Source organism: Sediminibacillus dalangtanensis, assembly GCF_017792025.1.
GTDB classification, from domain to species: Bacteria; Bacillota; Bacilli; order Bacillales; family Amphibacillaceae; genus Sediminibacillus; species Sediminibacillus dalangtanensis.
Genome location: NZ_CP046956.1, coordinates 3,128,151 through 3,153,356, shown reverse-complemented (window position 1 = coordinate 3,153,356; position 25,206 = coordinate 3,128,151). Strand labels below are relative to the sequence as shown.

Sequence of the window (25,206 nt, the reverse complement as noted above, 5' to 3'; positions counted from 1 at the left end):
TTCGGAGGAAGTTGAAGCCGTGCCCGTGGAACGCGTAGTATCTTGCCGTAGCGATTCGAAGCACGCCTCAAACAACAGGATAAAAAGAGGATATACCAAATAAAACCGAACGAATTTGATTGGCAGTTTGCATTCGCTCGGTTTTTGCTTTGGTCACGATGCTTTTGTCCCAAGCTCTTTTAAGATGCCTCGTTTGTGAAATTAAGAAGATGGATTGGCGTTTTCATAAGCTTCCAGAAGCAAATCAACGATATGGACAGCCCGCATCTGATCGGAAAGGCCTTCTTTTTCGATGCCAAGTTTCATTTGCAACAGACAGCCAGGGTTCGCTGTAACGATCGTTTTTGCTTTTGTCGCCTTTGTTTGTTTCATTTTGTAATCAAGAATCTGCATGGACATCTCTGTTTCGACAAGGTTGTAGATGCCTGCCGATCCACAGCAGCGGCCTGCATCTTTCATCTCTACATATTGCGCTCCTTCGATGCAAGATAACAGTTTCCTTGGCTCCATGAATGTTTTTTGGACATTCTTCAAATGGCAGGAATCCTGGTAAGTGATGATTTCATCTTGAAGTGACAAAGGTAGTTTGTCAAAACCCAACTCCACTAAAACGCTGGATATATCTTTTATCTTGCTGGAAAAAGCCTCAGCACGATCTTTCCACTCCGGTTCATCCTTCAACAAATGACCGTAATCGACTAAAAAGGCGCCACAGCCTCCGGCGTTGGTGATTATATAATCTATTCCAGCTTCTTCGAATGCGGCAATATTGCGTTTTGCCATCGTCTTTGCCTGCTGTTTTTCCCCGCTATGGCCATGCAGGGCACCACAGCACGCTTGGGCTTCAGGAACGATGATTTCACAGCCAGCATACTGTAGAAGCTTCGTCGTTGCATCATTGGTCGAAAGAAAGACAGTGTCCATTAAACAGCCCGCAAAAAAGGCGACACGTTTTTTTACCGGAACTGTCGGTTGGAAAAGGCGTTGCCGCTGTTTCATGGCTTTGCTTGTCGGAACATCCGGCAATACTTTTTCCATCAATCGCATCGAATCGGGGAGTAGTTTCATCATACCGGATTTTCGGGCTGCAGTCCGCAAGCCCGAACGTTGGTAAAAGCCGATTAGGCCGGTCAATCCGATCATGCGGTTTTGGTGGGGGAATAAACCCTGGAATGCCGCTTTTCGCACGGCTTTGACTGGTATGGGCTGTTCTTGATTTTGATAGATGATATCCCGCGCTTGTTCCAGCAAATGTCCATAATTGACGCCTGATGGACAGACTGGTTCGCACGCCCGGCAGCCAAGGCACATATCCAGTGAGCGTTTGACCTCTTCATCGGGTTCGATCTCTCCGTCGACGACCGCTTTCATGAGGGCGATTCTCCCACGGGGAGAGTGTGCTTCATCTTTACCCGATTCAATATAGGTTGGACAGCTGGGCAGGCAAAAGCCGCAGCGCATGCAGTTCAGTAATTCATCGTAATCCATTTTTTCCTGGAATTGTTGTTGGATCCGTTGCTTCTCTGCTGTTTTCACTGTTTCACCACCACCCGTTTACGATTTTCGTTGGCAAACATCTTTCCCGGATTCATGATATTTTTCGGGTCGAATGCTTGCTTGATGGACCGCATGGCTTCCACTCCGGCTTCTCCAAGCTTTAGGTGCAAATAAGGGGCCTTCATGGCACCGACACCGTGCTCGCCGGTTATCGTTCCGCCAAGTGCTACGGCAGTCGTGAATATTTCTTCGAAGGCCTGTTCGACTCGTTTCATTTCCTCTTTATCCCGAGCATCCGTCAAACAGGTAGGGTGCAAATTGCCGTCACCAGCATGGCCGAATGTACAAATTTCCACCTGATGTTTTTCTGCAATCCGATTGATAGCTTCGACCATGTTGGCAATCTCCGAACGAGGAACCGTAGCGTCCTCTAGTATAGTGGTCGGCTTTAAACGAGCCAGCGCCGATAAAGCGGATCTCCTCGCCGAGCGCAATGCTTCTGCTTCTGTCTCGGAAGCAGCCATGCTAACCTCGATGGCCTGATTGTCCTCACAAATTGAAACGATGCGGGCAATATCCTTGTCGACAACAGCTGCATCGCCATCCTGTTCAATCAACAAGACGGCTTTTGCGTGGGTCGGCAGACCGATATTGGAAAAGTCTTCGACCACTTTGATGGTGGGCTGGTCGAGAAACTCAAGGGTAGCCGGAATGATTTTGCTGGCGATAATCTTGGAAACGGTCCGTGCAGCAGCATCCATGTCTTCATAAAGAGCAAGTACCGTCTTTTTCGTTTCAGGCAAGGGAATCAGTTTTAGCGTGACTTCCGTGATAATCCCGAGGGTTCCTTCAGAACCGACAAACAGTCTTGTCAGATCATATCCAGCTACATCTTTTGCCAACTTCCCGCCGGTGCGGATTGTTTCTCCGTTTGGAAGGACGACTTCCAGTCCCATTACATAGTCACGGGTCACTCCGTATTTTAGACCACGCAGACCGCCGGAGTTTTCGTTAATGTTCCCGCCGATTTGCGAAATCTTCATCGAGCTTGGGTCAGGAGGGTAAAACAATCCTTTTGCCTCGACAGCTTCCATCAGCTCCAGGGTATTAACGCCTGGTTGTGTGGTTACGGTTAAATTTTCTTCGTCAATTTCCAGGATGTTGTCCAGATGTTTCATTAGGAGGACAATCCCGCCTTGAAGTGGTGTCGTTCCGGCGCTTAAGTTGGTACCGGAGCCTCTTGGGACTATCGGTATTTCCTGTTCACTACACCATTTTACGACTTGGCCAACCTCGGAAGCAGATCGTGGGGAAACGATCGCATCGGGCAGTGATTGGAACTGAGGAGTGGCGTCAAAGGAATAAACCAGTTTGCTGGCCTGGGAGGTTTCCACATTTTCTTTCCCGACAATAGCCGTCAGTACTTCCAAACCATTTTTTGTAAGCATCGACATTCTCCTTCTCTGCTATCTCATTTTCTTTAGTGTAATCGTAAAAGGCGGGCAATTGTATGGAGAAACATACAATAAATACATTTAATTTTTTGCTAATATTGTAGGATCCTCCAATAGTAACAAAGCCAAATAAAAAGAAACCTGGGATGAAAGCTGTTTAGGGTCATGGCCGGTAATCGCTTCAATCTTACTCAAGCGGTAATGAATCGTATTGATATGAACGTTTAGCTGGCGGGCAGTTTCTGCTATATGCAAGTTATTTGCCAAAAACACATTCAAGGTGGCCAAGAGATCTGAATGCTGTGGAAGCTCACCCAGGCAGCGATGGATGAAGGCGGTTTTGGTTGCTGGTGTCAGGTCTTCGATGCACAACTCCAACAGCAAATCTTCATATAGAACGAGGGAAGCCCTTTTTATTGCGATGGCAAGGGTTTTTTCTGTCTTCTGCACCAAGTGTCTCATTTTCTCTGGAGGTCCGGGCGGCCCCACTGCTATTTCTGGCAAAAATCCGAATCGTTTTATAAAGTCCTGCTGAAACCGGATCAGCAAACAGGAGTAATCGGCGGATACCTTTGTTTCCAGTGGTTTCGACTCATCATGTAAAAGCAGGCAGCAATCATTTCCCCAGCTAAGTACGATGTCGTTCGTTCTTTTTTCCAACCAATCCCGGGTGTTTCGATAAAATTCGGAGGCGCTTTTGTTGTCTGAGGCGGAAAAGTGGATAAGGGTACAGCGCTTCCAGGAGGACATATCGATACCTAATAGCCGTCCGTTGTTTAGGAATACTTCATCTGGTTTTTCCTGCTGAACCCAATCGAAAAGATATGCCTCCAGCCGCCGCGTTTTCCACTCTGCCTGCTGGAAGTACATATTTTCCTGAATCAGCAGCTCTGTCATTTTCTTTACCAGCGATCCAAAAGGCGCAACCGTTTCCGGGCGGCCGGTAATTCCGATGACACCGATGGGCAATCCTTCGAAATAGATGGGCAAGTTGATTCCGGCTTTTACCCCGGTCATGTTCGCTTTGTCCGCTTCCGAAAGAATCAGCTCTGTTTTTCTTTGGCAGGCTATTACAGCACCTTCATGATAACTGTCGATCCGGTCCTTATCTGTGCTGGCGATGATGATGCCATCAGGGTCGACAATGATCAGGTGTTCATCGAGTAGCGGCTTCACTTCTGATACGATTTTTCTGCCTAATGCAGGGGTCAAATACATGACGGCATCCCCTTCGTGTTTAGTTTGATAGAAAGCTAGAAAACTTTTAGCACTAATTTGTTTTTTTGGGCGAGTAAAGTCCTTGGTAAGATTTTAGCAAACAAACCTGCAATCGTATACAACGTTGTATTACCGCCCTTTTTTTCGGTGAATTCGTTTAATTCAGATGCCTACTGGCCATACTAATGCTAGAAACTACCAAACCGGAACGGAGGTCTGTAGTAGATGAAGGATGAAATCGCACTGAAGGAATTGTATTACCAAGTGTTGAAGACGTGTTTTGCCTATGAAATCCATATGGAACCTGGAATGACCTTTATCGATATGTGGAAAGCGCTTATTGTAAAGATGGATGACCAAACAAAAGCTGTATTGAAAGCAAGGCTTCAGGAGGATGTCCAAGAGAAGCGAGGCACCACTTTTGAAAAGATGCTGTTGCTGCTAGAAAGACAGGAAAAAAGCTTGAAAGAGTCCCGGAAGCAGATTGGATGATGGAGGGATATGAATAAAGCTGTATAGAGTCGAAAGCAGGCAGGTAAACCAGTAAAAAGGCTTTCATCTGGTCGTTGAAGCACGAAAGCAGGCAGATAAACGGTAAAAAGAACTTCATTCGATAGAAGAAGAGCAAGCAGAATAATTTTAACGTTTCTACTTTTTCTAAGTTCATCCGCCCTTTCGTTTTCTCTATCAAGGAGGTGGGCAAGGCTCTTGTGCTTTTGTTCTATTATTACCTCACATTTTTTTGTTTCCGGGGCCAAAGGAAGTAACTGATGGTGGCAAGCGTATCAATTCCCAAGGCCAATGCCCACACTCTGATTATTCCTGTTAAAGCTTCCGTTCGCTCTGTATCTCCAATTATAAAAATCGTGGCAGCAAGCAGCCCGGCGCCGATGACAAAAGCCAGTATATGGCGCAGCCATCCTTTCGCATAATATTTGGCATATTCATATCCGTAGCGTTTTTGCGGTTTTGATTCCTGCTGCTTAAGAATATAATATTGGAAGCGTTGGTCGGCCCATGCTATCATACTTTTCCCGAATGCAATCGAGCTTCCGATATAAATAGCGGCTATACCGTGAGCAGCAGTGGCCTCAGCTCCCCGATATAAATCAAAACCTGCCAGAATCAGCAGAATTAAGTCAATTACCGGTGTCATCGCCAGTAAAACGAGTCCTGCTTTCTCTTTTTTCCATAAGTAACGGGTGACCAGACCAGCAATGATGGCAATCCAAAAGGCAATTTCACAGACAATGATCAACCAGACAATACCATTCAACTATCTTCCCTCCCCCTTGAACTCTCTATCAACTTTTAAAATTTTCTCCTATCGTTTTTTAGTACGGTTGTATCAGATAAAAAAAGCATAGCACATTCAATTATTTAATACAATTGTATTAAATAATTGAATGTTCGTTTCCGAATTGCTATCGTAAGAATATGCCAAAAAAAGTGAATCATGAACAGCGTAGAAATAAAATAGCAGAAGCAGCATGGCGGGTCATTTTGGAAAATGGAATGGAAGGGGCGACCGTTCGTAAGATAGCAGAAAAGGCAGGGCTGTCACTTGGGGCCCTGCGCTATTATTTTTCCAACCAGGAGGATTTGATTCTTTATTCCATGCGTTTAGTCAAGGAAAGAGCTTCGGAACGAATCGAGCGGATTATCCACCGTGACGGATCGCCCAAACAGAAGATGCTCGACGTTTTACTGGAAATCGTACCAACGAACAAGCAGACCAGAGCAGAGATGGAGGTGTGGTTTACGTTTGTCAGCTATGCCCGTTATCACCCTCACTTATTGGAGGAGGAAGGGGATGGCATTTTAGCAGCTATTCAGCTGATGTTTGAGTATATGGAGACAAATGGTTTGCTACGGCCAGGTGTCGATAGGCAGCTTGAGATCGAGAGACTGTATGCGATGGTCGATGGATTGGCGCTTCACGCCATGCTGGAACCGGAACGGTTAACCGAAAAGCAGGTGGAAAAGGTCATCGCCAGTCAGTTGGAAGTTATATGTGAGTAACGAATGAAAGGGGAGATGGATGATGACAGCAATACAACGATTGACTGAAAAGGATTTCCCGGAGATTTTCGCTTTGTCCCAATTTGCCTTTCAATATGAACTGTCTGCGGAGGAAAGGCAGAAAAAAATAGAAGAAACAAAACATCACAAAATCTGGGGCTGGATGGAACAGGGAACACTTGCCGGCAAACTGCACCTCCATTCGTTATCCTGCTATCTGAACGGTAAAGAATTTGCAATGGGTGGAATCGGCAACGTAGCGACCTGGCCGGAGTATCGACGCCAGGGTATCGTAAAGCACCTGTTGCATCATGCGCTTCTTGACATGAAAGAAAATGGTCAAACATTGTCTTTCCTGCACCCGTTCTCCTTTCCTTTTTACCGGAAATACGGGTGGGAGCTGGCCTTTACAAACAAACACTATTCGCTGCCGATCAACCAGTTGAAGAAAGACTGGAATGGAAGCGGCTATGTCCGCAGGGTGCAAAAAGATATCGGGTTGTTGCACTCCCTTTATAGCAGTTTCGCCAAGAATTACAATGGCATGCTGGTAAGGGATGAACGGTGGTGGGAGCAAAGGGTGCTGACTGGAAACGAGCAAATCGCTGTGACCTATAATGAGCAGGATGAAGCCGAAGGGTATCTTATTTACTACGTCAAGAATGACATTCTCACTGTTGAGGAGTTTGTTTACTTGTCGTTAAATGGTTGGGGTTTACTCATGCAATTCATTGCCAACCATGACTCGATGGTGGAAAAAGTGGAAATGGAAATGCCGGAAAATGATTTGTTGCCTTTGAAGATGGATGAGCCAAGGTTTCCGCAGGAGATTAAGCCTTATTTCATGGCCCGGATTGTCGATGTGCCAGCATTTCTGAAAGCTTATCCTTTTCGGTCCAAAAACGTTTCGCTGCCTGTTCACCTGCATGTGGAAGATGATTTTTTGCCTGATAATGCAGGGAGTTATCGCATTGAGGGTGGGCAAGTTGTTCGCATCGAAGATGAAATTCTTGAGGAAAACGCCATTTTCTGCACAATCCAACAGCTTACTGTGATGCTTCTTGGCGCAAAGCGGCCTTCGGAGTTGTATGCTGCGGGAATGTTCAGCGGCAGCCCCAAGGAAGTGGAATTGCTTGATGAAATGCTGCCTGTCCGGCAGACGTATCTTACAGACTTTTTCTAGTTGGAGACTAAGCGGCAAGTTTTGCTTCTTTTCGTAAGGGAATAATGTTTTATACTTCAATCCTTGCGAAAGAAGGGGATAAATATGGATATACCTTCCACGAAGGCAGAAATAGACCAACAACATAAACAAGCAAAGCCATGGATCCGTCGTTTTGGAAGGATAGGATACATGGCACAGGGAATTGTATTTGCCTTAATCGGATTCCTTGCTTTGCTGGCAGCTGCAGGATTTGGCGGAAAAACCGCTGGTACGAGCGGTATGTTTCAATCGCTTGCCGCTCTTCCGCTCGGTGAGATCCTGGTTTGGATCATTGGAATCGGACTGTTCGGTTATATTGTCTGGCAATGATCAGAGCATTTAAAGACCCGGATGACTATGGAAAGGGGATACGGGGATTGGCCATTCGTACCGGCTTCTTCATCAGCGCGCTGATTTATGGCGGAATTTCGTTTAAGGCGCTGAAAATCGCGGTACATGCAGGAAGTGGCGGGAATTCTGAGCAGACAATGTCGGCAAAACTTTTATCCCAGCCGTATGGTCCGTGGCTGCTTGGGATTTTTGGCTTTGTCGTTTTTTGTTTTGCCATTTATGAAGCGGGTATCGGGATAAAAGGCAGTTACATGAAAAAGTTCAAGCAGGGCGAAATGGAGGAAAAGGAAGAAAAGGTTGCAAGAATCGCCGGAAAAATCGGGATGATTTCCCGGGGAATAGTCTTTGGGCTTATCGGTTTCTTCTTTGTGCAGACAGCTGTCACAACAAACCCTGATAAAGCAAAGGGTTTGGATGAAGCGTTGTCTGAGCTCGCTCAGCAGCCGTATGGCAGTTGGAAGCTCGGCGTCGTTTCGCTTGGCTTTATATTATTCGGTCTGTACCAGGTTTTTCGGGGGACGTTATCAAAAAATGGATTATGGAAGCTAAAGAACAGCAGGAGTGCCGATTGTTGGACATCCCTGCTATTTTTTATTATTTATATCCCTTTTATAAGACACAATATTCCGAAAAATGCAAGCGATTAAATTTTAGAAATAAAAAATATCTGCATTATTTGTAAATTTATGTTGAAAAGTGAAAAATGACACAGTATACTTACTAAAGAACTACAAACGAATGTGAATAATTTCTGATAAAGGCAAACTAATCGAAAGGTTAGGACGCAAAGCCCAGGGTCTAAGGTTATGTCATGAGTCATTATACTCACGCGTAATTATGATCGCCTGGCTGCCAACACTTGATTTAATAGAAATCAAGCTATGTCTGGCTGTTCCTGATTAGGAAGAGCTATTTTTTTGGGATTTTTAGTAAAAACGAGGTGATGTGTTACTGTCTGGATAAAAATGATGGTTTGGTTTATAGGGGGATGAAGACAGAAATTTTTGGGGAATACGAAGGAAAGATTGGTGTGAGTTGGAATTGAATATTATTGTGGTGAAAGATCGTTGTCTATTAAGAGATGGTATTATCAATGCATTGATGAATAAGTATCCATCTCATTCAGTCAAAGCTGTTTCTTATAGTGAATGCCAAACCCTTATGCAAGTTGGGGAAACTGTAGACCTATTGATCGTCGACATTGACACAGATAGTCATTCCATTATGGAATTGATTGATTGGCAGAAACAAAAAGAAGAAAAGGTGATTGTTTGGACTGCAGATCCCGATATTTCCAGGCTGAACGACTGGTTTCAAAAGGGGTTGGATGGCTATTTTTTCAACGGCATGCAGCCAGAGGAATTGTCGAATGGTATTGATTGCGTCTTAGAAGGTCATGTATATGTACATCCCAAGCTCTCGACGGTTTTGTTTCAGGATTACTTGAAGATTTCAAACAAGGTGGTCGAACAACCAGTCGGAATTCTGACAGAACGGGAATGGAATGTACTGGAGTTGCTTACGAAAGGCTTTAGTAATGATAAAATTGCCAAATTCTTATTTATTACAGAGAAAACAGTTAAGAATCACGTGAGTTCTATCTTTAGAAAACTAAATGTGCCAGACCGGACGAATGCCGTTTTGTATGCATTACGGCAACGCTGGTTTTATCTATAAAAAATTCAACAGGGAAGTCACATAAAATACAGCTGCCAGAGAACTTACTGCTGCATGCTGCAACAAGGGGTAGAGAAATATGTGGAAAAAGATTAAGTTACCCAGCCTGAAGTTTTCAAATGTGAGCATTGGCTGGAAGTATGGGGCCAGTTTAATTGTTGTTTTTATTTTGTTCGGTATCTCTGCAGGTATTGTTACTACCCTCATCAATGGGATCGGCAATAATATTGATGAAGTGGACAGAAGAGGAGACCGGGCGATAAAGGTGACAGAAATGGGTTCCCTGATCAGATCCAAATCGGTACGAATCGCCAGTTACTTGAATAACGATGATTCTCGCTACATAGATGAATATAACGAGCGTATGGATCGATTTAATGCGTTAGAGAATGAATTGAAGGCGAAAATGGATACATCCGAAGAAAAGGAACTTTTTTCCCAAATCCTGGAGAACGACAAGCGGATGAACGATTTGTTCCTGGAAGTGATCATTCCGGCAGTGGAACAAGATGAAGCATCCCTGCTTGCAAATTTAAAAGTGGAATCCGACCAGCTTCGTTCAGAGACTGTGCAATTATTGGATAGCTTGCGGGAAACAGTAGTTGCTGATCGTCAATTGGCTATTAATGAAGCATCAAATAGTTCCGCTGTAGCCAGAAACGTATTACTTATAGCGATGGCAGCCTCTGTGGTTTTAGGTGGTTTGCTTGTCTTTCTGATCAGCCGTTCTGTTATCATGAATATGAATAAAGTCATTTATGTCAGTGATCAGATTGCCGATGGAAATCTGGCAGTTGATTCAGTTGATTACGATGGTAAGGATGAAATCGGCCGTCTTGCTGCTTCTATTAACACGATGGGTTACAGTCTGAAGGAGATGGTAGAGAAAATTGCCGGGATCTCCGAAACAGTTAGCGGTCAAAGTGAAGAATTGACGCAGTCGGCCAACGAAGTGAAGGCCGGTTCCCAACAGGTGGCTACCACTATGCAGGAATTGGCATCAGGTTCAGAGTCGCAGGCGAACAGCGCTTCTGAATTGGCCTCTGTTATGGGGGATTTCTCTCAAAAAGTACAGGAGGCAAATGAAAGTGGCGCCCATATCGACGAAACATCCAGCCGTGTGCTCGGAATGACGAAAGATGGAAGTGGCTTGATGGAGTCATCGATTGAACAAATGCAAAAGATCGATACAATCGTGCAAGATGCAGTGAAAAAAGTGCAAGGATTAGATTCCCAGTCACAGGAAATCTCCAAGCTTGTATCGGTGATCAAAGATATCGCTGAACAAACCAACTTGCTTGCGCTGAACGCTGCGATTGAAGCCGCTCGTGCTGGTGAACATGGAAAAGGGTTTGCAGTTGTAGCCGATGAAGTAAGAAAACTGGCTGAGCAGGTTGGAGTCTCTGTAACGGATATTACAAACATTGTAAGCAATATCCAGACGGAATCCAGCAATGTAACAGAGTCGCTACAAGGTGGCTATAAAGAGGTTGAACAAGGGACTAGTCAAATTGAGAAAACGGGCAAAACATTTGCTAGTATCAATAGCTCTGTTTCTGAAATGGTGGATAGTGTCCAAATGGTTTCGGGCAACCTGGCGGCCATCGCTGCGAAAAGCCAGGAGATGAATGCCTCGATTGAAGAAATAGCTTCAATATCTGAAGAGGCGGCGGCAGGGGTAGAGCAAACCTCGGCATCTTCCCAGCAGACCAGCAGCTCGATGGAGGAAGTCGCCAACAGTTCCGAACAGCTTTCCAACTTGGCAGAAGAGTTGAATGGGTTAATAAGACAGTTTCGATTATAAGCTTATAGCTTGAGACACGACTAAAATATAATGCTGGGACAAAAGCATAGTGACTACAGAGAAAAACGAACGGAGATTCGAAATGCATTCGAACTCGTTCGCTTTTTCTTTTTAATCTTCTATATCCCCTTTAACTAACTTGGAAAATAAAGCATTCTAAACCTCTTTTGTATAAATACGGTACTCCGGCAAGGTACTTTAAGGTTAAGTCGTTATCGTCGTTGATCATCCGATCTTTCTCTGCCGTTTAACTGGTCTATTTTTTTCTCGATTCGGTCTAATTGTCTCTGCCGCTTTGCCTGGGAACGGAACACCGAGACGAACAACATCACAATCAAAACCAAGATGAGTAAGTAAACAAACTGTACGAGCACATCTCCCCACAGTAAATTTCCCATAAAACAATCCCCCTAGTATAAATGCTAATTTCATTTTACCAGAAATTAACTAATAAAGAGAATAAAATACCGGCAACATGACTAAAAAGAGAAAGTCAGTTGCCGGAGATTTTCTTTTATAAATAGATTTCCACGCTATTTTTATCTGTCTGCAATGTTCTCTCCAATTCTGCCTTTTTGACAATAAATCCACCTTGCCGGTAAGGATTGGCCTCTACATCTATAGTCATTTTTTCGCCATTGACAAGCACTTGTCTTTCTTTTTGGCCAAGGTGGTAAACAAAGGTGACCGGCTTGTTCAGGAAACGGAAGTCGAATACGAGATTGTCCATTGAATCCGGGAGAACCGGATCGATGACAAGATCGCCCGACTGCTGTCGTATTCCTAGTACATGGGTAATTAATTGATTCATATAGATTCCTGGTCCGCTGGAATATATCCGCCAGCCGCCCTTCACTGCAACTTCCCCGGTACGGAGTTTTCCGAAATTATCCTGGGCATCATATCGAGTTTTGAATTTGCCGTCAGAGCTGCTGAAGTAAGCATTGCTCTGACGCAATTCAGCATTCGGCACGGCTTGATGGATTTGGATCGGATTAATGACATCCAAGCCGCTCCAAGCTTCTCCCGCTTTTCCTAGTTTGGCCATTGCCTCGACAAAACGAATATGGGCATGGACATACTGCAAACCGATTTCTCTGCCAAAGTTAGCTGCCTGTTCTGCCCGTTTAAAGTGGGTACTGACACCCCCGGAATAATTAGCCGGCCGGTTCATCAATCGGACGCCATCGGGGAAAGACAGCTGTTGTTTTATTAACTGATAGTGCCGTTCTGCTTGTTCAGGAGTCAGTAGTTCACTGATAATCCCCCGCTGCATAGGCAGCAGACGATAATCGATACCGGTTTCGGTATCGGAAGGATGCAGCATCATTTCTGGATGTTCCGGGTCCTCCAGGTATAAAAATCCTGGTATCACATCCGACTGCAGGACGTACGTTTGAAAATCTTGTTTGACACCTGCCAAAAGGGTTTCCATCTCATCAACCTGCGGATCTCCTGCCGTTTTCAATACATTGGTCATTTTCCGTAGTGCCTGGTAGGTCAAGGCAACTGTCCAGCTGCTGACCATATATTGCTTCAATTGCTGGTTAGCAGGCTGCAGGGTGTCATCCCAATCGCCGTCATCATAGGCAGACAAATGGGTATCGTGTAAAAAGTGATCCTGTATATAAGCGATTTGTTTTTTTACGTGCTCCAAAATGGTCGTTGTTTCTTCGGTAAAGGCAAAGGTGGTTCTGTCTGTATAGGGCACCTTCGTTTGAAGGATGGTGTAGTCGTCCGTAGCTTCTACATAGTCGCTGATCACTTTAAGCGGCCAGACGATAATATCACCATGACTATCTGCCTGTTGAACAGTGTTGTACTGATCAAACATGAACCACTGCGGCCAGTTGCCGGTCTCTTGATACTGATGAGAATAGACCATCTTGATTATTTCTTTTACTGTTTGCTTGTTTTGAGTGGCCATGAAATACTCCGTCGGTCCCTGACAGACATCGCGGGTACCCCAGGCTGCGCCACCGTATTGCTCAAGACCGTGGGGTGTGGAAAAATGGACAAGCATATTATGGGTATACCACCAGGCAAGTGCGTTGACTTTATCCAATGCTTCATTAGAACCGGAATCAGTGCTCAAATGAAAGTCATTTAGAAGTTCATGGAAATATTCCCGATAGCGTTCTGCCTCGTGTGTAACAGTACGTTTTTCCGCAATGGATCTTTCTGAATTGAGCCCTGCAGTTATCATGATCGTCCAGTCGGATGCCGGAGAAATTGTCAGGACAACAAGGGAAGCGTCGCCGGCTTTGATAGGATTAGCTATTTTTTGCTCGTCACTGAATGCTGCTTCCGTACCAGTAACGTGTAACTGGTAATATAACTCTGGGTAGACTGAGTTACTATCAGCTGCTTTGTCCGCCGTAAACGTAACGGTTTGATTGTCCACCTCATAATGGAAGGGAACTTCGTATTCGTTGTTTTGCATGGTCAATTGATTGGTTACCAAGTAACGATAGTTTTTTCCGCTTTGCGATGCAACGTCGAGTTGAACCTGTTTACTGTCTACCGTGGTAAAGTTCGTGATGATAATAACGTCGTTTTCCAATTTGTAATACCAGCGGGCGTAGTTGAACCCGACTTCGAATAAGGAAGGCATCGCCAGCAGACGATAGCAGCCTTCAAGCTCTATATAAATTCGCTGTCCAGGGACTTTCGCCACGTTTAATGGATTCCGGGCATTGGTCATCATTTTGTTCATGTTGACATTTCCGATTGCCAATTGCGAATTGAAAATGCCATACATATAGGAAGTGGTGGACAAATTATCGTCCCGCACCATATGGTTCTCCCCACTCATTAAAATGTGGCCATGCGGCCGTTCAACCATGGTTTCCTTCCGTTTGAGGACAATGTGCTCATATGTTTTTGTGAAAAAAGAAAGCAAGCCGTTTTGGTCTTTCTCTTCCAACTGCCGCTCGGGAAAATAATGGTTGATTTCCTGTTCTGTCATCTCCAGCGTTTGTAGTGGCTCGCCCAATGAAGTGGATCGAACAATCCGGTCGACAGTTTTTCGTTTTGAGTTGTTTTGTTTTTCTGCTTCTTTCCAAGCTTGCTCGATTTCTTCCTGGTATTCCAGCGTTGTAACGGCCTCCGGATGATCCGGTTTGAATAACCCGTAAAAAACGAAGCGGTGACTGCCGTTTAATTGTACTTGCTTGGATTGCAAGGCTGTATAGGCGAATTCGTATTGATAATTGTCGTTTTGCAGCTGCGGTTTGGTCAATGCCTCCGGTTGATTGGTTGCCTTGTAAGAAAGGCCGAAGAACTGAAAACCGTCTGTAGAATAACCAGTTGCCCCTTGCAGACAACCTTGCTGAAGGTAAGGAAATCCGTCGCTTTGCGGCTGGTTTTGTCTGGTACATACTACATAACCATACTGCTCGTCTTCAAAGACAGTGTGATCCATGTACTGGGACATATAGGCTTCGTTAGCCCGGACTGCGCCTTTGTCGGCAAGTCCGAGGTCCTGGCCATAGATGACATCTGCCTTTTTGTCATTACCATGAAGGGTGATATCCCAAAACCAACAGCCATTCTTGGCAGGAAGAAATCGGACTTGATAGTCGATATCCTGAAAAGAGCCAATCCAGGCGAGTTCTTTTTCTCCAATCTCTATTCTACTGTTGGATTGCACCCCGATCATGGGAACGAAAACGATCTTACCGTCTGCTTGATGAACCCGTAAATAGAAGTTATTCAATGCTCCATCAATCGGATTAGCCAGCCACTGATTGATCAGGGTCTGGTTATGTGTGACTTGAAAAATATCTCCACTCTCCATAAAGGAGAAGCTAACTTCTCCTGCTTGGAAATGGTAGGGTGTGTTAGGCATGAATTTTCTCCTCCTGCATTAATGAGATAAATGGAATGACTTTGCAAGGCATTCTTTGCTGTTCGGTCCGACATACACCGTGAATGTACCAGGGTCACTCGTGAATTCCAGGTCGGCATGATGGTAGCGAAGCTGTTCCTCTGTCAAAGTGAAGTGCACCTCACGGGTCTCTCTTGGCTCCAGTTTGATTCGCTGGAATCCTTTCAACTCTTTTAAAGGTCTTACTACCTCGCCGACATGATCTCGTGTGTAAAATTGAACAATTTCTTCTCCGGCTGTCTGGCCGGAATTGGTGACAGTCACTGTAACGGTCAGCGGCTGTCCAAATGTTAAGGAGTCTGTGCTAAGTGTCAAATCATGATAGGTAAAGCTCGTATAGCTCAAGCCGAAGCCGAACGGATACATTGGATCATTCGGACTGTCAAGGTATTGGGATACATAGCGTTCCTGCGCATCCGGTGCATCCTTTGGGCGTCCTGTATTGAAATGATTGTAATATACTGGTACCTGTCCTACAGAATGCGGGAATGACATGGTCAACTTTCCTGATGGATTGACGTCGCCGTACAGCAGATCGGCGATGGCATTCCCGCCTTCTGTTCCTGGCTGCCATGCTTCGAGCACTGCGTCGGCCTGGTCTGCAACCCCGTGTAAATCCAGCGGGCGCCCATTGAACAGGACAGCCACCGTCGGCTTGTTCAGCTGTTTAACAGCCTTGATCAGATCGAGTTGGACCTGAGGCAGTTGAATATTGGACCGTGATCCAGCTTCTCCACTCATTTCCGAACGCTCTCCCAATGCCAGCACGACGATATCAGCCGTCTTGGCCGTTTCAATGGCTTCTGCCAGCTGAGCCTCTGTTGCTGATTCGATGCCACATCCTTGGGCCGTTCGCAAGTTGTCTGGTCCAATTTTCGTTTTTATTCCTTCGCTTAAGGTAACGGCTTCTTCTCGGGAGCCTCTCCAAGACCATTGGCCAAGAATATCCCCGCTTTCGGCCATTGGCCCAATCAGAGCGATCTCTTGCTGTTTTTGTAGTGGAAGGACTTGGTCATTTTTCAGCAGCACAGCTGATTTGGCGGCGAGTTCCCGGGCAGCTTGCCGGTGTTCGTCCGACATAATAAGGCTTTGTTCTTTGGCTTCATCTGCCCCGCGGTAAGGATTTTCAAACAAGCCAAGCTTTTTCTTCAACTGCAAGATACGCAGGACGGCTTCGTCAAGCAAGGATTCATCGACCGTGCCAGCTTCAATTAAATCGCGCAGATGATCGACATAGCAGGTGGTCATCATTTCGATATCCAAACCGGCTTTTATAGCTTTTAAGGCAGCTTCCTTGCCGTCTTCGGCAACTCCGTGTGGTATTTGCTCTTTGACTGCTCCCCAGTCGGAAATCAGGACGCCATCGAATTTCCATTCGTCACGCAACAGGTCGCGCATTAATTTTTTGTTGCCAGTAGCAGGAATGCCATCAACAATATTAAATGCCGTCATCACCATCTCACTGCCTGCATCTAGTGCTGCCTTGTAAGCTGGTAAATAGGTTTCCCGCAGTTCCCGTTCCGACATATTTACCGTATTGTAATCACGCCCGCCTTCCGGTGCCCCATAGGCTGCGAAGTGTTTTACACAAGCGGCAACCCGGTTTATGTCATGGGTAAGATCGTTGCCTTGAAAACCACGTACTTGAGCTTTTGCGAATTCGCTATTCAAATAAGGATCTTCTCCGGTTGATTCCATTACCCGTCCCCACCTGGGGTCGCGTACCAAATCGACCATTGGAGCAAAGGTAACGTGAACGCCGGAGACAGCTGCTTCTTTGGCGGCAATTTCCGCACTTTTCTCCGCAAGTTGCAAATCCCATGAACAGCCAATTGCCAATGGTACAGGAAAAATGGTTTTATAGCCGTGAATAATATCAGACATGAACAACAACGGGATACCAAGACGATTGTCCTGCAAATGCTGCTTCTGGATTGCTTTGATTTCTTTAGCGCCCGAAGCACCTAAAACAGAGCCGGTACTTTTGATGATAGATTCGTCAATCCCCATTTCTTCCATTGGACCAGTGATTTCTCCATTATCTGAACTCCCTTTGAAAAACGGGGTGGCCAATTGCATGAGTTGAGCGATTTTCTCATCAAGCGTCATTTCATTTAATAGTAGATCGAGTGATTGTTCTGACATATGGTTACCTCCTGTGTCAATACGTAATCTGTAATCTCGTACTAGTACGTTCTGTTCCAACGTGGGAATTGGAATCGATTTCACTGACTACTATATGCTATTTATAGAAACGTTTCAATAGAAAAACAAAAAATAAATTAGAAGACGAATAATCTCTCCTATTATTAAAACTCTTATTTTAAAAGGAATTTTGAAGAAATTCATAAAAAATATAAAATAATAGTTGAAACCGATTTCAGATAGATTTATAATACGGTTATCGAAACGTTTCAATGATTCAAGAAAAAAGGAGTGGAGAGGCAATGAAACAAAACAAACTTGGGTTTTTGCTCGTCGTGATGCTTGGGGCCATGCTGGTGTTGGGGGCTTGTTCTTCCGGTGGGTCATCAGGAGGATCGTCTGATGAAGATACGATTACGGTGTGGACCATGACACCTGAATTAGAGGACTTTGTAAAAGAATATGAAGATGAAAGCGGAGTTAAAGTGGAAGTGCAGGCAATCCCTTGGGACAATGCGCATGATAAACTGCTGACCGCTGTGGCATCTGGAAAAGGTCCGGATGTTCTGCAAATCGGGACTACTTGGGTAGCTGAGTTTGCAGAGGCAGGTACATTTTTGGATTTGACGGACTACATCGATGAATATCCAAACTTCAATCCGGATAATTTTTATGAAAGCGCTGTGGAAACGACAAAATACGATGACCAGACCATTGGAATTCCATGGTATGTAGATACGCGTGTCTTGTATTACCGCACTGACCTACTAGAGGAAGTCGGGTATCCGGAAGGACCTGAAACATGGGAAGACGTAAAAGACGCGGCAACGCAGTTGGCTGCACGTGGAGACGATCAATATGGAATCGAGATTCCACAAGTGGACCAAAACTTCCCGTTCATGCTGGCATGGGAGCATGGCTGGCAATATGAAGAAGGAGAAGGGGCAGCCAACTTTGAAAAGCCAGGATTTAAAGAAGGAGTCGAACTGCATCACACATTCTTTGAAGAAGGAATGGCTCAGCTGACTGAAGGGAAACAGCTTTACCAGGCCTTCAGTGATGGCTCGAAACCGATGTTCTTCAGCGGCCCGTGGGAAATCAACTCCATCAATGAACAAATTCCGGAGTTAGAAGGACAGTGGGACGTACATGTAATGCCAGAAGCGGAGAATAACAATTCCATGATCGGCGGGGCACACTGGACCGTATTTAACAATACGGAAAAAGTTGACCAAGCCCTTGATTTCATCAACTGGATGGCTGATCCGGAAACACAAGTTGCCTGGTATGACACGGTTACAGAACTGCCTGCAAACATGGAAGCATGGGAGGATCCTAAGCTCGCTGAGGATGATAAAATCAGCACGTTTGGTGAGCAGCTAGAATCGACGCAAGCGGTTCCGGTAATTCCTGAGTTCGAGACAATGGCACAGGAACTGATCGATACACTGGAACAAATAAACCGGAATGATGCCGATATTGATGAAGCATTGAAAGAGTACCGTAATCAAGTCTCAAGCATTCTATCTAAATAAATTGTAGAAACATATGGTATGCAAGGTGCGCGCATCATCAATGCTTGCACCTTGCTTCCTTACGAATGCTTGAAGGGAGGACCAGGATGAACAAAAGTAAATTCAATATAACGCCGTTTCTTTTTATTGGCCCCGCTGTCTTATTATTGTTTGTGTTTTCTTTTGCGCCGATTTTAGTCTCGCTTGGTATCAGTTTTACGGACATGAACTTAAGCGGCCTGGCGAACTGGTCGCAAATAAACTTTGTCGGTTTGGACAACTTTATCCAATTGTTCCAGGATGAGAAATTTCTCCAAGCCATGGGCAACACCTTTTTTTATGTGATTATCGGGGTACCGTTGGCGGTCGCCAGCTCCCTGTTGATTGCCGTTTTGCTGAATTTCTTTAATAACTGGGTATCCTCCACATTCCGGGTTGTCTATTACGTTCCATCCATCACCAATATTGTAGCAATCGCCGTGGTGTGGAGCTTTCTGTACAATCAGGAATATGGTTTGTTCAATTATCTGCTTTCCTTGATCAATATCGATTCCGTGCCATGGCTGGAGGAGCCGGTTGTTGCCAGGCTGTCTTTGATTCTGCTGGCAGTATGGAAGAGTAACGGGGTAAGCATGTTGATATTCCTGGCAGCTTTGCAATCGATACCGAAAATTTACTATGAAGCAGCAGACATCGATGGGGCGAATAGATGGCATAAGTTTTTCAAAATCACCTTGCCATCGATGAGCTTTGCCACCTTCTTTGTTACCGTGACAACATTGATTGGCTGGCTGCAATTTTTTGAAGAACCTTTTGTCATGACTAACGGAGGACCGTTGAACGGAACGAATTCGATGGCCTTATTTATTTATCAGGAAGGCTTCCAGTATAGCCAGTTCGGTTACGGAGCTGCAGCGTCCTTTGTTCTGTTCGCTATTGTCATTGTAGCAACACTCGTTCAATTTAAACTGAGGAAAACAGACTAAACCTAGTGAGGTGCCGCTATGGAATTAAAAAATAAATTTGAGAGAGCAGTTGTGCTTTTTATCCTGTTCGCAGGTGGTTTACTCGTTTCTTTGCCGTTTATCTGGATGATTCTCAGTTCTTTTAAAAACGACAGAGAGGTATTGAGCATCCCGCCGACACTGTTTCCGGAAAATCCGACCTTCCAGCATTACATCGAGTTATTCCAAAATCTTAACTTTGGTGTTTACTTGATCAATACATTAATCATTGTGCTTTTCTCCATGTTTGGGTTGTTACTGAATACGATGGCCGGTTATGGATTCGGTAAATTTAATTTCCGTTTCAAAGAAGGCTGGTTCATGATTGTCTTAATCACGATGATGATCCCAGGCCAGGTCACCATGATTCCGACCTATCTGATTTTAAATGAAATGGGGCTGACCAATACCATGGCAGGAATTATTCTGCCAGGTTTGATTGCTGCCTTTAATATATTTTTAATCCGTCAGTTCATGGTGACGGTCCCGGATGACTTGATTGAAGCTGCCCGGTTGGACGGTGCCGGTGAATTTTATATTTTCTTCAAGCTGATCATCCCGCTTGCCAAGCCGATATTGGCTGTTCAGGTTATCCTTACCTTTATCGCTTCCTGGAACAGTTTCTTGTGGCCGTTAATCGTGGCGAACGATGAATCACTATATACACTATCTGTCGGGTTGGCGCTGTTGCAGGACGAAAATGTAACAAATTATGGGTTGCAAATGGCCGGGTCTGCCTTTATGGTTGTACCGATTGTCGTGATATTCATGATCTTCCAGAAATATATTGTGGAAGGCTTCAATGTATCTGGAATTAAGTAAAAAGTATGCGAGAGGAGCGATTATATGGCTCTGATTGAATGTCATTTTGGTTCAGAAGTGTTATCCAAAAATATGTCCATGAAGGTCATTTTACCGCAAGAAAGGCGTTCAGATGGTGAGGGGCATCCTACCCTGTATTTATTGCACGGTTTCAGCGATAACCATACAGCCTGGACGAGGTGCACGTCGCTGGAGCGCTATGCAGAAGAGAAGAACCTGGCTGTGGTGATGCCGGCGGCGGATAACAGCTATTATGCCGATATGAGATACGGAGGCAACTATTGGACATTTTTGACAGAGGAACTGCCGAAAACTGCCCGCTCCCTGTTTCCGCTCTCCGCGAAAAGGGAGGATAATTTTGTGGCTGGCCAGTCAATGGGTGGATTCGGTGCAATGAAATGGGCGCTCAATCATCCTGACCGCTTTGCGGCTGCAGCAAGCTTGTCCGGTGTGACCGATATGGTGTATCATTTGCAAAATGTGCGCCAGGAGAATTCCGACAAATCGAGGTATTTATCCTTGGTTTTTGGCGATGAGGATATTTCTGGAACGGTCGATGATTTGTTGTATCAGCTTAGGCGTGTGGACGGAAGCGCGTCAGAGAAACCCACACTTTATCAGGCCTGCGGCACGGAAGATTTTTTATATGAACATAATCGGCGTTTTTTACATGCTTGTAAAGAGACTTCATTTGAGTTGACGACAGATTTCGGCCCTGGCGATCATGAGTGGCAGTATTGGGATCAAGTGATTCAGCGGGTATTGCGCTGGCTGCCGGTAAAATAATACCAATTCTTTTACAGTGGGGGATAAATAAAGGGCTTCCATTTGTTAAACTAGAAATAGATAATGGTATGGAGGCTATAGCTTATGGCGACGATTAAAGATGTAGCAAAACTTGCAGGTGTGGCGATTTCGACTGCTTCCTATGCATTAAACAACAGTGCGAAAATAAGTGCCGCCACAAGAAAAAAAGTCGAGGAAGCTGCCCGTTCATTGAACTATCAGAAAAACGGGTTTGCTTCTGATTTAAAAAGAACCCAAACGAAAACGATTGTGCTGATCCTAAGTGATCTGTCCGGACCTTATTATTCGGAATTGATTAAAGGGGTCCAGGAAGTAACTTCGGCAAATGGGTACGATTTGATCGCTTGCAGTTCCATCGGTGGCCAGCAGTCAACGGCGGTCAAATTTTTAAAAGAAAAACGGGCGGACGGTGTGGTTGTGCTGGCACACAATATTACCGATGAAGTGATTTTGGATTCCGCACGGCCTGATTTTCCGATTGTGGTACTGGACCGCAATCTTCAGCATGACCATGTGATTCAAGTGGAGGTTGATAATACGGAGGGGGCACGTATGGCGACCAATTATCTGCTTGATAGGGGGATGAAAGAAATTGCCTATATCAGCGGGCCGAATAATTCACATGATAATGAGCGGAGACTTTCCGGCTATCGAGAGGCGTTGGAAAAACGGCATGTTCCTTTTTCCTCCCGTTTGAAAATTTCCGGTGACTTCACGAGGGATAGTGGGTATTTTTCCACAAAAATGCTGATTGCCCAGCAGCATTTACCGGAAGCTGTCTTTTTTGCCAACGATGAAATGGCTATTGGCGGGCTGCAGGCTTTTGCTGAAAAAGGAATCCGCGTTCCGGATGATATTTCGGTAATCGGTTTTGACGATATCCAGCTTTCCGAGTATGTTTCGCCGCCGCTTACGACCATCCGGCAGCCTAAATATGAGGCTGGTGCATTGGCGGTTCACTTGATTTTTCAAGTACTAGCTGGCGAAAAAGTGGAGGACCATTATAATTTGTCCACAGAATTGATTGAACGAAGCTCTGTCAAAAACCATTCCTATTCCAGGTGAAGTATCCGTATTACGCTGTAGAAATCGCTTCAGTGGGCGGCTGGCGAGCCTCCTTGAGTCTCGCTCTTTGAAATTTCACTGATGGCTTTCCTCTAGCGGGGGGTCTTCTTATATTCCGGCGAAATAGTCCCTGATTGCTTTTTGTATCTTCCATAGCCGCATTTGATGGCGTAAGGGTCAGGGGAACAGGGAAGGTCCGTTACAACATAAGGGAGTATTGACTGAGTCGCGATTAGACTGTGAAGATACGACCATTTATATAAGTGGATTCTATCGAAAAAATAACCGCCGTTGTCATGTGGACAAGCGGCGGTTTCGTTTTGGTTGAATTTTTTGATGGCAACCCCAATCTGGCCAAATCGGAACTGGAAAACACTGTTTATGTTGCTGATCCTTCTAAAGTTTGTTTTCCTATCAAATCCGCCTGGATGATAAATCGATCCGGAGCTGATCCGATAAAATTAAATGGATAGCAGGTCGTCAGCGTCAAAGTCGGTGCTTGTTTCTCCGTTAGGACGGAGCGGTCATTCGCGTCGGTAATCCAGGTTTTGCGTATCTGGTATTCATAGGTTTGGTCTTGAAAATCAAGATAGATTCTGTCTCCTGGCTGCAAGGTATCCAATCCGACAAAAACGGTATCCCGATGACCGGCCAAACCGGTATGGCCGAGTTGATCGGGCTGAGCCATGGAAGGGGAATCATACATACCGATCCCTTGTTGGAGCGTCTCCTTGTCCGTTCCCCAAAAAACTGGATAAATCCTGTCCAGCTTAGGGATGGTCAGTTCCGCGATTTTTTCTCCTGTCGTGAAGGTTTGCGCTGCGCTTACCCTGCTTTGGTCTTCAGAAGTCGTTTTATGCGGCATCGGTTCTTGGATGGTTGTATCCTCCCAATGCAGGGAGACAGATCTGGCTTCCGTTCGATCAACTATGACTGCTGTTGATTCTTCCCACCACCTATAGCCGTGCCAGCCAGCCATCAACATACCGATGGCAAACAGCGTTATTCCGAACCAATATCTCATAAGGAATCACTCCTTGATTTTCCAGTTGACATCAGCTGTTATGTTCTTCAGGTGTCTTCTTTCTGATAAACAACATGGCGCCTAAAATGCTGAGAATAGAACCAATTAAGATGCCAGTCGGATGGCTGGAAGCCGTATCTGCAAGCTGGTCGCCTGTCTCTTTATCCTCTATCCCCATTAAACGGAAAATGTTATCTGCATTATCCGTATTATCCATGTGACCGGAAAAATGTTCAGCTCCCGGTCCGAACGCATACACAGGGACGTCCACGCCAGTATGCCCTTCGGTCGTCCAACCAGTTCCGGAACGCATATCAAATATGTTTTCGATTGCCGCATCGACAGCCAGGATGAGGTCTTCCTCGTCTTGGTCTTTCGCTTCTTCAAAAGCCGCCCGGACCGCCTCAATTTCATCATCGGTCAAATCAAACTGGATATGTTCATCCAAGGTGGTTTCGATTTCTGCGCCACCGGCAATCTGTTCGGCCATGTAGTCAGGGGTTTTCTCTGCCGCTTGCAAAACCTCCGGATGCCATTGATACTCTCCATTACGTCCAACAGATAAACCGCCAGTCGAATGGTCGGCGGTTGCCACGACCAGTGTTTCTCCGTCTTGCTCGGCAAAATCTATCGCTTTAGCGAAGGCTTGTTCAAAATCTTCCATTTCACTCATGGCTGCAACAATGTCATTGTCATGCCCGGCCCAGTCGATCTGGCTTCCTTCCACCATCAGGAAAAAGCCATCCTCATCCTTTTTAAGACGCTCCAAAGCGGACATGGTCATTTCCGCCAAGGATGGTTGATCCTCAGTGCGATCAATCGCTTTGTCGAGTCCGACAGGAGCAAATAATCCGAGTACTTGTTCATTTTTGTCCTGGAGTAGTTTTTTTCTCGTGTCGATGTAGCTGTAACCGTCTTTTTTGAATTCTTTGGTCAAATCGCGATCATCACGAATAAAGAAATCCGTCCCTCCACCCAGGAGTACATCCACCGCATGTTCCCCGTCTACGAGATTGTCGAAATAATCATCCGCAATTTGATCATAATTGTTACGTGATTCATCGTGAGTGCCGAATGCTGCAGGGGTGGCATGGTTGATTTGCGAAGTAGCAACCAGACCGGTCGCTTTTCCATGTTGCTTGGCGGCCTCAAGGACCGTTTTGGTGTCGTGTTTTTCCAAATCGACTGCAATCGCTCCATTGTATGTTTTTACGCCGGAAGACATTGCTGTCGCTGTGGCTGCTGAATCGGGAATATTTTCCTTTTCGTCTTCTTCACCACCGTCAAAATAGGCATCGGCAGAATAGGTAGTCTGCATGCCCGTCAAATACGGGTCAAAAAAAGTATCCTCCATTTGCTGTGTATCCGGATCATCCTTGAAGTAGCGGTATGCAGTCTGGTAAGCAGGCCCCATCCCGTCTCCAATCATAAAAATCACATTTTTCACTTCCGTCTCTTTGTTTGCCTCAGCGCTTACGTTGTATGTAGGAGTCATGGTCGTGCCATAAGCAAAAGCCGCTAAAACCGAAGCAACCACCCATTTTTTTGTTCGATTACGCTTTTTCACATTCAGTCCCCTCCTAATAAGAAAAATGGCAATGCTTACAGAGGGAATTCCCGGTTTAACTTGCAACAAACTGGGGAAAAAGAAACAAATTTACCAAGCGCCAGAAAGGTACTTTTTCAGGTTGTGTAGGAAGGAGGGACTG

21 protein-coding genes and 1 riboswitch are annotated in these 25,206 nt (G+C 45.3%); of the genes, 12 read left to right on the top strand and 9 right to left on the bottom strand.

Annotated features, from left to right (window positions below; translation table 11 throughout):
- Window positions 1–201: 201 nt before the first annotated feature.
- The 3 genes from ERJ70_RS15645 to ERJ70_RS15635 form a co-directional block, all read right to left on the bottom strand.
- Window positions 202–1,488: a (Fe-S)-binding protein gene (locus ERJ70_RS15645; RefSeq protein ID WP_374099821.1), complete on the bottom strand. Its 1,287-nt coding sequence runs from the start codon at window positions 1,486–1,488 to the stop codon at window positions 202–204.
- 44 nt (window positions 1,489–1,532) lie between these two features.
- Entirely contained in the window at window positions 1,533–2,945 is a 1,413-nt protein-coding gene (glcD, locus tag ERJ70_RS15640; RefSeq protein ID WP_209365718.1) for a glycolate oxidase subunit GlcD, read from the bottom strand.
- An 87-nt stretch (window positions 2,946–3,032) separates the two neighbouring features.
- Window positions 3,033–4,169 carry a CdaR family transcriptional regulator gene (locus tag ERJ70_RS15635; RefSeq protein WP_209365717.1) on the bottom strand — a complete coding sequence of 379 codons (1,137 nt, stop codon included), beginning with the start codon at window positions 4,167–4,169 and terminating at the stop codon, window positions 3,033–3,035.
- A 225-nt stretch (window positions 4,170–4,394) separates the two neighbouring features.
- Between ERJ70_RS15635 and ERJ70_RS15630 the strand changes: the two genes are divergently transcribed.
- Window positions 4,395–4,661: a hypothetical protein gene (locus tag ERJ70_RS15630; protein ID WP_209365716.1), complete on the top strand. Its 267-nt coding sequence runs from the start codon at window positions 4,395–4,397 to the stop codon at window positions 4,659–4,661.
- Between the two features lie 235 nt (window positions 4,662–4,896).
- On the opposite strand, the gene ERJ70_RS15625 is transcribed toward ERJ70_RS15630, so the two are convergent.
- Complete coding sequence (locus ERJ70_RS15625; protein WP_209365715.1) at window positions 4,897–5,445, bottom strand: hypothetical protein; 549 nt, start codon at window positions 5,443–5,445, stop codon at window positions 4,897–4,899.
- Window positions 5,446–5,606: 161 nt separating this feature from the next.
- Between ERJ70_RS15625 and ERJ70_RS15620 the strand changes: the two genes are divergently transcribed.
- From ERJ70_RS15620 to ERJ70_RS15600, 6 genes are all read left to right on the top strand, one after another.
- Window positions 5,607–6,191: a TetR/AcrR family transcriptional regulator gene (locus tag ERJ70_RS15620; protein WP_209365714.1), complete on the top strand. Its 585-nt coding sequence runs from the start codon at window positions 5,607–5,609 to the stop codon at window positions 6,189–6,191.
- 19 nt (window positions 6,192–6,210) lie between these two features.
- On the top strand, window positions 6,211–7,374 hold the full coding sequence (locus ERJ70_RS15615) for a GNAT family N-acetyltransferase (protein ID WP_209365713.1): 1,164 nt from the start codon (window positions 6,211–6,213) through the stop codon (window positions 7,372–7,374).
- An 84-nt stretch (window positions 7,375–7,458) separates the two neighbouring features.
- The gene (locus ERJ70_RS20055; RefSeq protein WP_245208029.1) at window positions 7,459–7,725 is read left to right on the top strand and encodes a DUF1206 domain-containing protein; all 267 of its coding nucleotides are present in this window, start codon (window positions 7,459–7,461) and stop codon (window positions 7,723–7,725) included.
- Window positions 7,680–8,393 (top strand): DUF1206 domain-containing protein, encoded by a 714-nt coding sequence (locus ERJ70_RS15610; protein WP_245208028.1) that lies wholly within the window; start codon window positions 7,680–7,682, stop codon window positions 8,391–8,393. The genes ERJ70_RS20055 and ERJ70_RS15610 overlap by 46 nt, the downstream gene beginning before the upstream one ends.
- A gap of 102 nt (window positions 8,394–8,495) precedes the next feature.
- Window positions 8,496–8,603, top strand: a riboswitch (cyclic di-GMP riboswitch).
- A 184-nt stretch (window positions 8,604–8,787) separates the two neighbouring features.
- A complete protein-coding gene (locus ERJ70_RS15605; protein ID WP_209365712.1) occupies window positions 8,788–9,423 on the top strand; it encodes a response regulator transcription factor in 636 nt (211 codons plus the stop codon).
- 79 nt (window positions 9,424–9,502) lie between these two features.
- The gene (locus ERJ70_RS15600) at window positions 9,503–11,227 is read left to right on the top strand and encodes a methyl-accepting chemotaxis protein (protein ID WP_209365711.1); all 1,725 of its coding nucleotides are present in this window, start codon (window positions 9,503–9,505) and stop codon (window positions 11,225–11,227) included.
- A 212-nt stretch (window positions 11,228–11,439) separates the two neighbouring features.
- Here the strand turns inward: ERJ70_RS15600 and ERJ70_RS15595 are convergent, their stop codons facing one another.
- From ERJ70_RS15595 to bglX, 3 genes are all read right to left on the bottom strand, one after another.
- A complete protein-coding gene (locus ERJ70_RS15595; protein WP_209365710.1) occupies window positions 11,440–11,625 on the bottom strand; it encodes a DUF4083 domain-containing protein in 186 nt (61 codons plus the stop codon).
- 116 nt (window positions 11,626–11,741) lie between these two features.
- Window positions 11,742–15,077, bottom strand: a complete 3,336-nt coding sequence (locus ERJ70_RS15590) for a GH36-type glycosyl hydrolase domain-containing protein (RefSeq protein WP_245208027.1) — start codon at window positions 15,075–15,077, stop codon at window positions 11,742–11,744.
- An 18-nt stretch (window positions 15,078–15,095) separates the two neighbouring features.
- A complete protein-coding gene (gene bglX, locus ERJ70_RS15585) occupies window positions 15,096–17,261 on the bottom strand; it encodes a beta-glucosidase BglX (protein WP_209365709.1) in 2,166 nt (721 codons plus the stop codon).
- A 302-nt stretch (window positions 17,262–17,563) separates the two neighbouring features.
- Here bglX and ERJ70_RS15580 point away from each other — a divergent pair, with 302 nt between their 5' ends.
- From ERJ70_RS15580 to ERJ70_RS15560, 5 genes are all read left to right on the top strand, one after another.
- Entirely contained in the window at window positions 17,564–18,796 is a 1,233-nt protein-coding gene (locus ERJ70_RS15580; protein ID WP_209365708.1) for a sugar ABC transporter substrate-binding protein, read from the top strand.
- An 86-nt stretch (window positions 18,797–18,882) separates the two neighbouring features.
- Complete coding sequence (locus ERJ70_RS15575; protein WP_209365707.1) at window positions 18,883–19,761, top strand: carbohydrate ABC transporter permease; 879 nt, start codon at window positions 18,883–18,885, stop codon at window positions 19,759–19,761.
- A gap of 18 nt (window positions 19,762–19,779) precedes the next feature.
- Window positions 19,780–20,601 (top strand): carbohydrate ABC transporter permease, encoded by an 822-nt coding sequence (locus ERJ70_RS15570; RefSeq protein ID WP_209365706.1) that lies wholly within the window; start codon window positions 19,780–19,782, stop codon window positions 20,599–20,601.
- Window positions 20,602–20,625: 24 nt separating this feature from the next.
- Entirely contained in the window at window positions 20,626–21,387 is a 762-nt protein-coding gene (locus tag ERJ70_RS15565) for an alpha/beta hydrolase (protein WP_209365705.1), read from the top strand.
- 84 nt (window positions 21,388–21,471) lie between these two features.
- Window positions 21,472–22,473: a LacI family DNA-binding transcriptional regulator gene (locus tag ERJ70_RS15560; RefSeq protein WP_209365704.1), complete on the top strand. Its 1,002-nt coding sequence runs from the start codon at window positions 21,472–21,474 to the stop codon at window positions 22,471–22,473.
- Between the two features lie 379 nt (window positions 22,474–22,852).
- Here ERJ70_RS15560 and srtD read toward each other — a convergent pair whose 3' ends face one another.
- Together srtD and ERJ70_RS15550 are read right to left on the bottom strand one after the other, a co-directional pair.
- Window positions 22,853–23,497 (bottom strand): class D sortase, LPxTATN-specific, encoded by a 645-nt coding sequence (gene srtD, locus ERJ70_RS15555; protein ID WP_209365703.1) that lies wholly within the window; start codon window positions 23,495–23,497, stop codon window positions 22,853–22,855.
- A 31-nt stretch (window positions 23,498–23,528) separates the two neighbouring features.
- Window positions 23,529–25,064: an alkaline phosphatase gene (locus tag ERJ70_RS15550; protein ID WP_309507066.1), complete on the bottom strand. Its 1,536-nt coding sequence runs from the start codon at window positions 25,062–25,064 to the stop codon at window positions 23,529–23,531.
- Window positions 25,065–25,206 lie beyond the last annotated feature (142 nt).

Bases quoted from the DNA above. Each gene is read 5' to 3' on its own strand.
- ERJ70_RS15645 (WP_374099821.1), bottom strand. From the start codon at position 1,488: ATGGATTACGATGAATTACTGAACTGCATGCGCTGCGGCTTTTGCCTG.
- glcD (WP_209365718.1), bottom strand. From the start codon at position 2,945: ATGCTTACAAAAAATGGTTTGGAAGTACTGACGGCTATTGTCGGGAAA.
- ERJ70_RS15635 (WP_209365717.1), bottom strand. From the start codon at position 4,169: ATGTATTTGACCCCTGCATTAGGCAGAAAAATCGTATCAGAAGTGAAG.
- ERJ70_RS15630 (WP_209365716.1), top strand. From the start codon at position 4,395: ATGAAGGATGAAATCGCACTGAAGGAATTGTATTACCAAGTGTTGAAG.
- ERJ70_RS15620 (WP_209365714.1), top strand. From the start codon at position 5,607: ATGCCAAAAAAAGTGAATCATGAACAGCGTAGAAATAAAATAGCAGAA.
- ERJ70_RS15615 (WP_209365713.1), top strand. From the start codon at position 6,211: ATGATGACAGCAATACAACGATTGACTGAAAAGGATTTCCCGGAGATT.
- ERJ70_RS20055 (WP_245208029.1), top strand. From the start codon at position 7,459: ATGGATATACCTTCCACGAAGGCAGAAATAGACCAACAACATAAACAA.
- ERJ70_RS15600 (WP_209365711.1), top strand. From the start codon at position 9,503: ATGTGGAAAAAGATTAAGTTACCCAGCCTGAAGTTTTCAAATGTGAGC.
- ERJ70_RS15595 (WP_209365710.1), bottom strand. From the start codon at position 11,625: ATGGGAAATTTACTGTGGGGAGATGTGCTCGTACAGTTTGTTTACTTA.
- ERJ70_RS15590 (WP_245208027.1), bottom strand. From the start codon at position 15,077: ATGCCTAACACACCCTACCATTTCCAAGCAGGAGAAGTTAGCTTCTCC.
- bglX (WP_209365709.1), bottom strand. From the start codon at position 17,261: ATGTCAGAACAATCACTCGATCTACTATTAAATGAAATGACGCTTGAT.
- ERJ70_RS15580 (WP_209365708.1), top strand. From the start codon at position 17,564: ATGAAACAAAACAAACTTGGGTTTTTGCTCGTCGTGATGCTTGGGGCC.
- ERJ70_RS15575 (WP_209365707.1), top strand. From the start codon at position 18,883: ATGAACAAAAGTAAATTCAATATAACGCCGTTTCTTTTTATTGGCCCC.
- ERJ70_RS15570 (WP_209365706.1), top strand. From the start codon at position 19,780: ATGGAATTAAAAAATAAATTTGAGAGAGCAGTTGTGCTTTTTATCCTG.
- ERJ70_RS15565 (WP_209365705.1), top strand. From the start codon at position 20,626: ATGGCTCTGATTGAATGTCATTTTGGTTCAGAAGTGTTATCCAAAAAT.
- ERJ70_RS15560 (WP_209365704.1), top strand. From the start codon at position 21,472: ATGGCGACGATTAAAGATGTAGCAAAACTTGCAGGTGTGGCGATTTCG.
- srtD (WP_209365703.1), bottom strand. From the start codon at position 23,497: ATGAGATATTGGTTCGGAATAACGCTGTTTGCCATCGGTATGTTGATG.